The 11,637-nt window shown below is 60.5% G+C and carries 13 protein-coding genes; 1 reads left to right on the plus strand and 12 read right to left on the minus strand.

Annotated elements, in window-relative coordinates; genetic code table 11:
• Positions 1-14: 14 nt before the first annotated feature.
• Positions 15-611 carry a GNAT family N-acetyltransferase gene (locus T9A_RS09635; RefSeq protein ID WP_035247671.1) on the plus strand — a complete coding sequence of 199 codons (597 nt, stop codon included), beginning with the start codon at positions 15-17 and terminating at the stop codon, positions 609-611.
• Positions 612-708: 97 nt separating this feature from the next.
• On the opposite strand, the gene T9A_RS09640 is transcribed toward T9A_RS09635, so the two are convergent.
• From T9A_RS09640 to T9A_RS09695, 12 genes are all read right to left on the minus strand, one after another.
• Positions 709-2,298, minus strand: a complete 1,590-nt coding sequence (locus T9A_RS09640; RefSeq protein ID WP_035247674.1) for an ABC-F family ATPase — start codon at positions 2,296-2,298, stop codon at positions 709-711.
• 370 nt (positions 2,299-2,668) lie between these two features.
• The gene (locus T9A_RS09645) at positions 2,669-3,202 is read right to left on the minus strand and encodes a DUF3299 domain-containing protein (RefSeq protein WP_035247677.1); all 534 of its coding nucleotides are present in this window, start codon (positions 3,200-3,202) and stop codon (positions 2,669-2,671) included.
• A 1-nt stretch (position 3,203) separates the two neighbouring features.
• On the minus strand, positions 3,204-4,442 hold the full coding sequence (locus tag T9A_RS09650) for an ABC transporter permease (RefSeq protein WP_035247680.1): 1,239 nt from the start codon (positions 4,440-4,442) through the stop codon (positions 3,204-3,206).
• Entirely contained in the window at positions 4,432-5,133 is a 702-nt protein-coding gene (locus tag T9A_RS09655; RefSeq protein WP_035247682.1) for an ABC transporter ATP-binding protein, read from the minus strand. The genes T9A_RS09650 and T9A_RS09655 overlap by 11 nt, the downstream gene beginning before the upstream one ends.
• A gap of 2 nt (positions 5,134-5,135) precedes the next feature.
• Positions 5,136-5,684 carry a ZrgA family zinc uptake protein gene (locus T9A_RS09660; RefSeq protein ID WP_198030654.1) on the minus strand — a complete coding sequence of 183 codons (549 nt, stop codon included), beginning with the start codon at positions 5,682-5,684 and terminating at the stop codon, positions 5,136-5,138.
• On the minus strand, positions 5,662-6,066 hold the full coding sequence (locus tag T9A_RS09665; RefSeq protein ID WP_052042754.1) for a MerC domain-containing protein: 405 nt from the start codon (positions 6,064-6,066) through the stop codon (positions 5,662-5,664). Before T9A_RS09665 ends, T9A_RS09660 begins: the two co-directional genes overlap by 23 nt.
• 123 nt (positions 6,067-6,189) lie before the next feature.
• Entirely contained in the window at positions 6,190-6,648 is a 459-nt protein-coding gene (locus T9A_RS09670; RefSeq protein WP_035247687.1) for a transcriptional repressor, read from the minus strand.
• 7 nt (positions 6,649-6,655) lie between these two features.
• Positions 6,656-7,285: a DUF1826 domain-containing protein gene (locus T9A_RS09675; RefSeq protein ID WP_232222063.1), complete on the minus strand. Its 630-nt coding sequence runs from the start codon at positions 7,283-7,285 to the stop codon at positions 6,656-6,658.
• Complete coding sequence (zigA, locus tag T9A_RS09680) at positions 7,282-8,505, minus strand: zinc metallochaperone GTPase ZigA (protein ID WP_035247694.1); 1,224 nt, start codon at positions 8,503-8,505, stop codon at positions 7,282-7,284. Before zigA ends, T9A_RS09675 begins: the two co-directional genes overlap by 4 nt.
• A gap of 13 nt (positions 8,506-8,518) precedes the next feature.
• Complete coding sequence (locus T9A_RS09685) at positions 8,519-8,932, minus strand: TraR/DksA family transcriptional regulator (RefSeq protein ID WP_035247696.1); 414 nt, start codon at positions 8,930-8,932, stop codon at positions 8,519-8,521.
• Between the two features lie 265 nt (positions 8,933-9,197).
• Positions 9,198-10,082, minus strand: a complete 885-nt coding sequence (locus T9A_RS16625) for a TraB/GumN family protein (RefSeq protein ID WP_052042758.1) — start codon at positions 10,080-10,082, stop codon at positions 9,198-9,200.
• Positions 10,083-10,229: 147 nt separating this feature from the next.
• Positions 10,230-11,558, minus strand: a complete 1,329-nt coding sequence (locus T9A_RS09695; RefSeq protein ID WP_035247697.1) for an SLC13 family permease — start codon at positions 11,556-11,558, stop codon at positions 10,230-10,232.
• Between the last annotated feature and the right edge of the window lie 79 nt (positions 11,559-11,637).

An 11,637-nucleotide genomic window follows, 5' to 3' on the forward strand; every position in this document is an offset into this window, starting at 1 on the left:
GACCTCAGTACACCATGAATGTAAATGATCGCCATCGCATTGATGACATTGCCCGGGTTCTCGGTCGGGCGTTTTATCAGGATCCGCTTTTCACTTATTTCTTTCCGGATGACCAGCGCCGCCAGGCGTTGTCGCATCATACCTTTCGCTTCCTGGCCCTCCATGCGCACCACCGGGGAGAAATCTGCACCACGCCGGGAACCGTGGTCGGGGCTGCCGTGTGGCTGCCATCCCAGGCATTGCATCGCAGTGTGCTGGATATGGTGCGCTTTGGTGCCCTGCCCATGTTGCGCCAGGGACCGACGGCGGTGAAACGGCAGCTGGATGCCGGGGATGCCATGCAAAAGGTGCATGACGCGCTGATGCAAAAGCCTCACGCCTACCTGTTATTGCTGGGGATTGATCCGCAGAAGCAGGGCCAGGGGCTGGCCACACGGCTGTTGCAGCCAACGCTGGACCGGCTGGATCGGGAAGGACTGTCTGCCTATCTGGATACCCATAACCCGGACAATGTGTCTCTGTACCGGCGTTTCGGGTTTGAGGTGGTGCATGAGGCGCTGATGCCGGGAACGGAGGTGCGGCACTGGGCGATGGTGCGGGGAAACCGCTAGCGAGGAACGTCCCTCGCAGTTGGAGCTTTGTTCACAAAGCGAACCGGCCTGCCTGATTCGCCATGCGAGCATGGCTCCAACGGAGGGAAAGCCGGGTTCAGCCTACGCCCTGACTTTTCAGGTAATCGTCGTAGCTACCGTGGAAGTCGACGATACCGGTGGGAGTGATTTCAATAATCCGGGTGGCCAGGGAGGACACGAATTCCCGGTCGTGGCTGACGAACAGCAAGGTACCCGGGTAGTTTTCCAGCGCCAGGTTCAAGGACTCGATGCATTCCATGTCCATGTGGTTGGTGGGCTCATCCAGCAGCAGGATGTTGGGCCGTTGCAGCATGATCTTGCCGAACAACATACGTCCCTGCTCGCCCCCGGAGATCACCTTCACGGATTTACCGATATCTTTCTGGGAAAACAGCAGCCGCCCCAGGGTGCCCCGGATGACCTGTTCATCATCCTTTTCCTGACCCCACTGGTTCATCCAGGCAAACAGGTCCATATCGTCGGCAAAGTCGCGGGCGTGATCCTGAGCGTAGTAGCCCCGCTCACTGTTCTCGGACCATTTCACTTCCCCGGCGGTGGGCTCCAGCTCCCCCACCAGACAGCGCAGCAGGGTGGATTTGCCGATACCGTTGGGGCCGATAATGGCGATCCGCTCGCCCACTTCCACACGCAGGTCCAGGCCGGAAAACAGTTCCTGGTCAAAAGTCTTGGCCAGGCCTTTCACTTCCAGCGCGTTGCGGAACAACTTCTTGTCCTGCTCGAAAATGATGTAAGGGTTCTGACGGCTGGAGGGTTTCACTTCATCCAGCTTGATCTTGTCGATCTGCTTGGCGCGGCTGGTGGCCTGCTTGGACTTGGAGGCGTTGGCGCTAAAGCGGCTGACGAAGGTTTTCAGCTCGGCGATCTGCTGTTTCTTCTTGGCATTGTCCGAATGCAGGCGCTCGCGGGCCTGGGTGGCCGCGGTCATGTATTCATCATAGTTGCCCGGGTAGAGGCGCACCTCGCCGTAATCCAGATCTGCCATATGGGTGCAGACGCTGTTGAGGAAGTGGCGATCGTGGGAAATGATGACCATGGTGCACTGGCGCTGGTTGAGAACCTCTTCCAGCCAGCGGATGGTATTGATGTCCAGGTTGTTGGTGGGCTCATCCAGCAACATGATTTCCGGGTCGGCGAACAGGGCCTGGGCCAACAGCACACGCAGCTTCCAGCCGGGGGCGATTTCGCTCATTGGGCCGAAGTGCTGCTCCACCGGAATATCCAGACCCAGCAACAGTTCACCGGCGCGGGATTCGGCGGTGTAGCCGTCCAGCTCGGCGAATTCCGCTTCCAGCTCACCGGCGCGGATGCCATCTTCCTCGCTCATTTCCGCCTTGGCGTAGATGCCGTCGCGCTCTTCCTTGATCTTCCACAACTCTTCGTTGCCCATGATCACGGTGTCCACCACCGAGTATTTCTCGTAGGCGAATTGATCCTGGCGCAGCTTGCCGATGCGCTCGTCCGGGTCCTTGGACACATTGCCGGCGGACGGCTCCAGGTCGCCCCCGAGGATCTTCATCAGGGTGGATTTGCCGCAGCCGTTGGCGCCGATCAGGCCGTAACGGTTGCCGTTGCCGAATTTCACGGACACGTTTTCAAACAGCGGTTTGGCACCGAACTGCATGGTTAGGTTGGCGGTTGTAAGCAATGTTTTGTACCGGTTGGAAAAGCGAAAAGCGCGGCTGACGACCGTCGAAATCAAGAGGGCCAGCGGCGTAGGAGTGCGCGAAGCGCGCGCATTGTCGCACAGCGGTCGCCTCCGGGACAGAGCCAGAAGCGAGTGTAGGGTGCACTGAGCCTAAGGCGAACTGCACCACCCGGCGTTGGATTGGCTCAGACACCGTAGGGTGGATTAGCCGAAGGCGTAATCCACCAAAGCCACCACCCGCACGTCGGACCCTATGATGGTGGATTACGGCCTTCGGCCTAATCCACCCTACCCCTGCCGCGCCGGAATGGTGCAGTTCGCCTTAGGCTCAGTGCACCCTACGGGGGGAGATCCGGGTAGAGGAACGGTGCTAGTAGCCGGTGAACAGCTCGGCGGATTCGCCTTCCAGCACATAGCCTGCGGTGCCGTATTCGGTGTCCTGGCTGGAGACCTTGAGGTTGCCTTCCAGCCACAGGGCCTCGAACACCAGGTCCAGGGGCACACCCTGCCCTTTCATCTTCACCAGGATAATCTGGTTACGGGGCGGCGGTGGCGTGTGGATACAGGCGCCGAAGTACGGCACCAGCAGGAATTCACGCACGTATTCCTCATCTCCATCCAGGGGCACCCCATAGCCGGGCAGGCGCACGACGGTGTTATCCAGCTCGGCCTTCAGCGGCGCTTCCCGCCAGGCCTTGTCGATGGCATCCATCATTTGCTCGCCACGGGCATCACCGTCATCGATATCTTCCGGTGGCTGATCACCGTAAATTTCGCTGAATAACCCCTCATAGACCGCATTGACGTCGTAGTCCGCAGGGACTAGATCATCCCATTCCAGTTCGCGGGCCGCCCAGCCCGGCAAGCTGATCAACAGACATAGAAAGATGATCAGACTACGCATATCAGTTCCTCGGGGTCAGGCCATCGGCCAGGCTGTTGCGGAAGGCTTTTTCCGCTGGAATCAGGCCGGCCAGGGAACCGGCCAGCAGGATCGCCGCAAGGGTAGGCAATTCCCGCACCGACAGGAAGGTGTCCGGCAGGCGCAGGGACCATTCCGCCAGTGCCAGCGGCGCCAGTGCCCACTGTGCCACAAACAGCAGCGTCAGCCCCAGCAGGCTGCCGATCACCGTGACAAGCAGACTCTCGCCCACGATCACGCCATAGACGGCAAGCCGACCGGCGCCAGCGGCGCGCAGCACCGCCAGTTCGTGGCGGCGCCCTTCCAGGGCAGCCAGAATGGTGGACACCAGCACCAGTAACGCCACCAGCAATACCGCCATGGAGGTGGCCCGCAGGGCGTTTTCCCCCACCGCTGTCATGCGCCATAGTCGCTGCAGCTGGACACCGGGAATAATGGCGCTTAGCGGTTCTGCCTTATAGCGGGACAATTCCCGTTGCAGGCTGAGTACGGCGGTGCGTCGCTCCAGACCCAGCATCACTGCATTGACCGAATCCGGAGTGTCGGCCCGTTGACCGGGCCGGGGCGGTAGCCCGGAACGAAACTGGCCGCCGCTGTGAATGGCGGCCATGCCGGCCAGGGAAACATGCACGCTCTGATCCACCGGGGTGCCGGTAGCGGACAGCACGCCCACCACAGTAAACGGGTGGTTATCGTGCTCGATAATGGCTGGTCCGCTGGCACCATGGGCCAGCACCATATCGTCTCCCAGCTGATAGCCCAGCCGTTGGGCCACCGCACTACCGAGCACCACCTGATCCGCGCCGGCAAACCATTGCCCGTCAGCCAGGGACAGCGCCTGGTCCCGTCCATAGCGATAATGGGCCAGGTAGCTGTCGTTGGTGGCCACTACCGGGAAGCCTCGATGGGAGTCGCCCAGAGCAATGGGAATCCACCACTTCACGTCCGGGTGGTCGGCCAGATGCTCCACCGTGTCCCAGCGAATGCCGGCGGTGGGGTCACTGAGCCGGAACACGCTGTACAGCAGGATATTCATGGGCCCGCCCCGGGCGCTGACAATCAGATCAATGCCGGACACGGTGCTGGCAAAATTGGCGCGCACCTGGTGACGCAGCCGCTCGATGCCCACGATCATCACCAGACTCAGAGCGATGGCCACCACGATCAGGGTGGCAGAGGTTTTACGCGTGTGCAGGGAGGCGAGCACAATTCTAGGCAGCATGGTGCTCTCCCCCGTTCAGTGCCGAGAACGCGACGCTGCGGTGGAAATGGTCCGCCACCTGGTTGTCGTGGCTGACCATCAGCAAGGCACTGCCGGCGTGTTCACAGTGTTCGCAGAGCAATGCCAAAAGGGTATCGCGGCTGTGGCTATCCAGGGCCGAGGTGGGTTCGTCGGCGATGATCAGATCCGGTTTCCCGAACAGGGCCCGGGCGGCCGCCACCCGCTGTTGCTGGCCGAATGACAGCTGCCAGGCGGGCAAAGCTGAGGTGGCTGCATCCAACCCCAGACGGGTCAGCAGATCCTGTGCCGCGACCCTTCGCTGCTTGTTATTGCCGGCCGCTTCCCGTTCACAGCGTCGCCGGGAGAACCCGGCACTGAGACAGACGTTATCCACCGCAGTCAGGTACGGCAGCAGGTTGAAGGCCTGGAAGATGACACCGATATGGTCCGCCCGAAAAGCGTCCCGGCGCCGTTGCGACAGAGAGGAAAACAATTGTCCTGCCACCCGGATGTCACCCTGCTGAGCCGGCCTGATGCCGGTAATCAACGACAACAAGGTGCTTTTCCCGCAACCACTGGGGCCATGCAGCAGCACCCGCTCACCGGCCTGCAGCACAAAGCGATCGATATGAATGAAAGGCCGGGCTTGCCCCGGGTGCTGATAACGCAAGCTATCCAGTTCAAGTACCACAGTTACTCCAGGGGAATGCGGGTGTTACCGGGCGCCAGACGCAAAGCGCTCTGCCCGTCAGGCAATAACAGGATGACCTCGGTAGCCAGACCGGAAAAAATCGCCAGGAACGGCAGTGTGACCTCGCTCAGCTTGTCCGGGGACTGACACTGAAAGGTCCATTCCGCTTCCACGTCCGCGTGATGGCTATGCTCATGGTGAGCATGATCGGGGTCGTGCTGCTGACTCTCCGGAAACAGTGCCGCGACGCCGCTACGGGTTTCATGGCTGAGCCTGCAGCCTGCGACAGGGGACGGCAGCGGCTCACTCACCTGTTTCAGGCGATCCGCATAGCGAACGCGGGCGGCGGCATCCGCCGGCGGTTGCTCGGTGCCGAGAATATCCATCAGCGGCGCCCGGAAACTGACAGTCAGGCTCTGCCCTTCCACCACTACCGCCGCGTCGGCCAGACCATGCTGATGGACCCCGGCGGCGTTAGCCAGATTGCTGAGCAACATCAATAACCCGAACCCTAACCCGGCCAGGCATTCAAGCCGTACGAATCTCTTCATGATGACTCTCACATTCCTTGCAGGCGCGGATGTTGCCCACATGGGTGGCAACCAGACAGATTCCGACCAGGCTGGTGAGCAGCGGTTCCCACAGGGTGTCATGCAACGCTGCTTCGAACGCAGTGAGCAGACACAACGCGATCAGCGCCAACAGACCTGGCAACAATACCTTGCGCCGCCGATGCCTGCGGTAACCGGCCACCATGGCGAGCACACTGATCGGCACGATCAGTGCCAGCAACGCCTGATGAAACAGTTCATCCACGCCGCCAACCACCGACAGCAAGCCAATCGCAAAGAGGCCGGCGACGCTGGCCACACAATGAATCATACACAAACCAGACAGGGCGATGGCCGCCTGGTCCAGACGTAAACGTGACATGGTTGTCTCCAGAATCTTCAACGGGTTTCTGAATCGTTGGAGCCTTGTTCACAAGGCGAACTCGCGCCGTTTGGCTATTCGCCTTGCAAGCAAGGCTCCAACAACCCCCGCAGTCCGCGAGGATTACAGCGCAACACAACTCGCGCAGCGGCCATGCACTTCCAGCAAGGGGTTCTGCTGGGTCACGAACCCCAGGCTGTTGATGCTCTGCTGCAACTCGCTGATGGCCGCCCCCGCCATGGGGGTTTCCTGCACGGCACCACAGTCGTCACAGAGCAGGAACACCGTGCCCTGGTGACCGTGATGGCAGGTGATGTGATCGCAGGCCAGGTATTGGTTGGTGGAACTGAGCCGGTGGGCCAGCCCCTGTTGCACCAGAAAATCCAGCGCCCGGTAGATGGTGGGCGGCTGGGCATTGTCCTGGTATTGCGCCTTGAACTGGTCCAGCAACTGGTAGGCACTCTGAGGGCCCGACTGGGCCAGCAACAACGCCATGACCTGACGCCGCTGGGGAGTCATGCGCACGCCCTGCTCGCGGCAATGCTGTTCGGCGCTGGCGAGAATACGGTCGGTGCGGCTCATGACAGTCCTATATATCCAGTGTGACCAGCAGGCGTTGCTGACCGGGAGACACGGGCGGGGATCGGTGAACCACGCCCGAGCCCGGATTATCCCGCCAGGTGTCGCCTTTGAACAGGGCTACCTGCCCGGCCGACAACTGTTGCACGCTGTCGGCGGCAAAGCGGCCCTCCTGCTCTACGCCCGGCACCAGCAGACCGGCAGGCACCGACGGAGCCGGCAGCCACTGGCTGCCCGGGCCACCGTAGGTACACAGCAAGCGCACGGGGATGCGATCCACATGGAAACGCGGGCACATGGGCTTTTCCAAAGCAGTGACGCGCACTCCCACGCCACTCACACCGAACAGGCAGGCCATCATGCCCGCCAGCAACATCAGGTCCTCACGCAGTGGTGCAAAATCCTCACCGGGCAGCGAGCGCTCGATGGAACCCGCCAGGTCTTTAACATCCAGCCAGCTTTTGGCCGCCAGCTTCTTCCGGCATGCCTGCTGTACAAGCTGCTGATCGATCGGGCTGCGCCGATCCCAGACTGCCACCTGTACCGGGTCCATCATCACATCGGCGAGCACCCCGGCATCATCGCGCATGACCAGTCCCGGTGCGGCATAGGCCCTGGGCAACGTCCTTGCGTCAATCATCCGGCCATCTCCCACTGCGGGAACGGATCTTCCAGCTGCTGCCACAATGCCTTGCCGGCGAGCATTTCTTCTTCCGTGAGCAGACAGGCATCCAGCGCCCGGCGAGTCGTCTCCGGTTGCAGGTTGTGACCAATGAAGACCAGTTCCTGGCGCATGTCGCCGAAGGGTTCCTGCCATTTCTCCATGATCATGGCGCGGTATTCCGGGTCTGTGGGCCAGTTGTGGTTCGGCACGGTTTTCCAGAACAGGCCCGCCGGGCCGTGGTGGGCGATCTCGCCGGCCTGGCTCCAGTTGCCGGCAAATTGCGGGCGGCTGGCCAGCCAGAAGAACCCCTTGGAACGCAGCAAGGTGCCGTAGGGCCAGGGCTGCTGCAGAAAGTCCCAGAACCGTTGCGGGTGGAAAGGGCGACGGGCTTCATAACTGAAACTGCTGATGCCGTATTCCTCGGTTTCCGGCAAGTGCTCGCCGCGCATTTCCTTGAGCCAGCCCGGCGCCTGCTGGGCTTTTTCAAAATCGAACAGGCCGGTATCCAGCACCGCATCCAGAGGCACCATGCCGTGCTTGATCGGTATTATGCGAGCGTCCGGATTAAGCAGCCGCAGCGTGGCGCAGAGCATCTCCAGATCTGTCTCGCTGACCAGGTCGGTCTTGCTGATCAGCAGCACATCGCAGAATTCCACCTGCTCCACCAGCAGGTCCACCACGTTTCGCTGATCGTCTTCGCCCAGACTTTCACCGCCTTCCTGCAGGGTGCGGGCACTGCGGTAGTCGCGCAGGAAATTTACCGCATCCACCACGGTTACCATGGTATCCAGCCGCGCCACCGAAGAAAGGCTGTCACCGTTTTCGTCTTCGAAGGTAAAAGTTTCCGCCACCGGTAGCGGCTCGGAAATGCCGGTGGACTCGATCACCAGATAGTCAAAGCGCCCTTCCCGGCACAGCCGGGTTACTTCCAGCAGCAGGTCTTCGCGAAGGGTGCAGCAGATACATCCGTTGCTCATCTCTACCAGCTTTTCCTCGGCGCGGTTCAACGACACCTGGTTGCTGACCAACGCCGCGTCGATATTGATCTCGCTCATGTCGTTGACGATCACCGCCACGCGCAGGCCGGCACGGTTATTGAGAATGTGATTGAGGACGGTGGTTTTGCCGGCACCGAGAAAGCCCGATAGCACGGTAACGGGTAGCTGGCGCACGGGCGTCGCTTGCTGAGTAGTCATGGGATTATCCGGTTCATGAGTGTGCATAGTGTCGTTCGTTGGCTTCCAGCCGGGTTTTCACTTCGGCGCAATACTCCGTGGTGGGCCGGGCCAGCAGCCGGCGTAATCCGATGGGTTCGCCACTGATCTGGCAATAGCCATAGTCACCCTGGTTAAGACGACGCAGGGCCTGACGGATTTTTCCCAGCAACACCTGACGACGAGCCAGGAAGCGCAGCTGGTGCCGACAGGCTTCCTCATCCGCAGCGGCATCCAATGGGTCCGACTGGGGCGGGGTTTGTAATGCCTGTCGAGCGTCGGCCAGTTCCTGTTCGCAGTCCTTGGCCAGTGCCAGCAAACGGTCACGGAAGAATGCCTGCTGAGCAGCATCCATGTAGTCCGACTCCGACATGGCGAGCAGGGCCTTTTCACTGGGAACGTCCGGCATGATCGCCTCCTTTTAAAGTTATGTTATAACATAACAATAGCGGACGACAATCCGTTGCACGGAAAAAGCCCCATGGCCCTACCGATGATTCCCTCTCAAAGAAATGACGAAACCGTATTACCAGGGTTTACGCGCTGACGCCGAGGAAAGCCTTGATACACCAGCGCCTGGCGGCGCTGGAAAATTCAAAAAAACGACGACCCGGACATTCATAGCGCTGCCCCACAGGCAACAAAGCCGGGCCCTTATCGGACTGACTACCCTTCTACTCTGCACCCGCCATGAAGGGCACAACCTGATACCCCGCTTCCTCAAACATTACCCGCAGGCTATCCGGCCCACCAAGGTGCAAGGCGCCCACCAGCACCAGATTCGGCGTACCTTCCGTCATGGCCTGCTGGATTTTCGGATACCACTGGCGATTACGCTCGATGATAAGATTCTGGTAGATGCCTGGGTATTCGGTCTGCATTTCATCGGCACCCAGCAAGGCGTAGAGACCATCCATGTCGCCTTTGCGCCAGGCATCAACGGCCTCCTCCATCATGCCATCCATGTGCTCAATGCCTTCCAGGGAAGATTCAATCAGGGCATCACTACTCTCTTCATTGAGCTGCGCCATGAACGACAGCAGGGTATCGCTGGATTCCAGGAAACCCAGCGTCTTGCCCTGCTGATTGGCCCGGGTGAAATAAAATTCGTCCACGCCCCGGCCAAAACCCTGACGCCCCAGTTCATGAACGGTCATGGCCATGGAGACCATGGCCGGCTTGAACCCCTGGTAGGTGGCCAGCGGAAAGTTGGCCTGGGCAGCATAGTCCTGCAATTGCCGCCAGACCGGATCAGACAAATCGTCTTCAAGGGAACGACCAGCTGGCTGCATCATCATCTGCGTCAGTCGCCGGGAAAAGGCCGGCGAGGCAGAGTCGGCCAGGTTGGATTCCAGATACACCTGCTGCGCCTGCTCAAAGGCCTGCTGCATGGCTGCCGGTGGCGGCAGATCCGCCGCACGCAGGAAATGCACGGTGGCCCCCAGCCGGATACGTTTGTCATCCTTGCTGACTTCCCAGACCGGATCCGCCTGAAGCCAGGACGCCAGAGACAGCAACACCACCAGCACCGCAAACCGTCGAATAATCGATAACCCCATGACAAGCCCCCGTTATTTTTTTCCAGTGTGTCAGCTTGCGGTGAAAAAGAAAGATGGATTCCACTCAGGTTACTGGCGTGATTGATCAACGGTTAGCCCGCCAACATGACTCCTGTAAAAACCGGCGCCTCTGAGCTGGCAGAACCGTTATTGCAGCAAAGGTAGCAACCCACCGAGCACACCGGCGGCGATCAGATTGAGTACGATACCGGCGCGGATCATGGTTCTCTGTGGCACATGGCCGCTGCCGTAGACCATGGCATTGGGCGGTGTGGCCACCGGCAACATGAACGCACAGCTGGCGGCAAAAGCCACCAATAGGGCCACGGTGACCGGGTCGGCACCCACCGAAGAGGCCACTGGCATCAGCAGCGGTATCAGCAAGGCAGCACTGGCGGTATTGCTGGCCAGCTCGGTGAGAAAAATCACGAAGCTCGCGATGATCAGATAGACCAGCCAGGTTTCCTCTGCCGGTAGCGCCTGACTGATACCGTCTGCCAGCCAGGCGCTGGTACCGGAACTCTGCAGCAACATGGACAGCGTAATACCGCCACCGAACAACAGAAGCACGCCCCAGTTCGCGTGCGCTTCAATATGCTGCCAGCTCACGCAGCGGCTGATCCCCAGCAGGACAATGGCCATGCAGGCCACCCAGCTATCAAAGGATGTCTCGATACCCAACCTGTCCCCCAGGGGGGCACCGAAAACCCACAACCCCACCGTCAGCAGAAAAATCGCCAGCGTCATTATCGCGCCGGGGCTGGTCGGAAAAGGCAGGATGGTTTTCACATCCACTGTTGGCAGATTGGCTTCCGGGCGAGTGGTGTAAAACAGTACCAGCAGGGCCAGCGGAAACAGCAACAGAAACGCCGGGATACCAACGGCCAGCCAGTCGTTGAATGACCAGCCCAACGCCGCTGCCGCGATGGCATTGGGGGGACTGCCCACCAGGGTAGCCATGCCGCCGATATTGGCGGACCAGGCCAGGGCCAGCAGCAGAAATACCCGATAACGGGGATGGCTGTCAGCCAAGGGGGCGGATAGCCCCAGGGCAATGGGCAGCATCATGGCGGTGGTCGCCGTGTTGCTGATCCACATGGACAGCAGTGCTGTGGTGACTGCAAGCAGTAACGCCGCCGGTAACGCTCTGCCACCGGCCAGGGTCAGCAGCCGCTGCGCCAGCCAGCGGTCGATACCGTGTTCGCCCAGCGCCGCCGCCAGGGCAAAGCCTCCCAGAAACAGGGCCACGACAGGATGGGCAAAGCCGGCAAGCGCGCTATCCAGATTCGCCAACCCCAGACCGACGCCAAGCACCGGTACCAGCAGCGCGGTAAACGTGAGCGGAATGGCTTCGCTGAGCCACAGCAGCCCGATCAGCACAAACAGGGCCAACCCGGCTCCGGTTTTGGAGTCAGCAGGTAGATGGTATGCCATTACAGCGGCCACAACGGCCATGGCAATCAGCAGGAATCGCATGGTTATTATTCTGTTGCCGGTTCAGCCCGAGCTTACGGACTGCCTGCCGTAATAACCAGTGTCCAGCATGGAACCTCCC

This window comes from Alcanivorax jadensis T9, assembly GCF_000756655.1.
Lineage (GTDB): Bacteria > Pseudomonadota > Gammaproteobacteria > Pseudomonadales > Alcanivoracaceae > Alcanivorax > Alcanivorax jadensis.

Coding starts and splice junctions, on each gene's coding strand:
- T9A_RS09635 (WP_035247671.1), top strand. CDS start 15: ATGAATGTAAATGATCGCCATCGCATTGATGACATTGCCCGGGTTCTC.
- T9A_RS09645 (WP_035247677.1), bottom strand. CDS start 3,202: ATGCGTAGTCTGATCATCTTTCTATGTCTGTTGATCAGCTTGCCGGGC.
- T9A_RS09650 (WP_035247680.1), bottom strand. CDS start 4,442: ATGCTGCCTAGAATTGTGCTCGCCTCCCTGCACACGCGTAAAACCTCT.
- T9A_RS09660 (WP_198030654.1), bottom strand. CDS start 5,684: ATGAAGAGATTCGTACGGCTTGAATGCCTGGCCGGGTTAGGGTTCGGG.
- T9A_RS09665 (WP_052042754.1), bottom strand. CDS start 6,066: ATGTCACGTTTACGTCTGGACCAGGCGGCCATCGCCCTGTCTGGTTTG.
- T9A_RS09670 (WP_035247687.1), bottom strand. CDS start 6,648: ATGAGCCGCACCGACCGTATTCTCGCCAGCGCCGAACAGCATTGCCGC.
- T9A_RS09675 (WP_232222063.1), bottom strand. CDS start 7,285: ATGATTGACGCAAGGACGTTGCCCAGGGCCTATGCCGCACCGGGACTG.
- zigA (WP_035247694.1), bottom strand. CDS start 8,505: ATGACTACTCAGCAAGCGACGCCCGTGCGCCAGCTACCCGTTACCGTG.
- T9A_RS09685 (WP_035247696.1), bottom strand. CDS start 8,932: ATGCCGGACGTTCCCAGTGAAAAGGCCCTGCTCGCCATGTCGGAGTCG.
- T9A_RS16625 (WP_052042758.1), bottom strand. CDS start 10,082: ATGGGGTTATCGATTATTCGACGGTTTGCGGTGCTGGTGGTGTTGCTG.
- T9A_RS09695 (WP_035247697.1), bottom strand. CDS start 11,558: ATGCGATTCCTGCTGATTGCCATGGCCGTTGTGGCCGCTGTAATGGCA.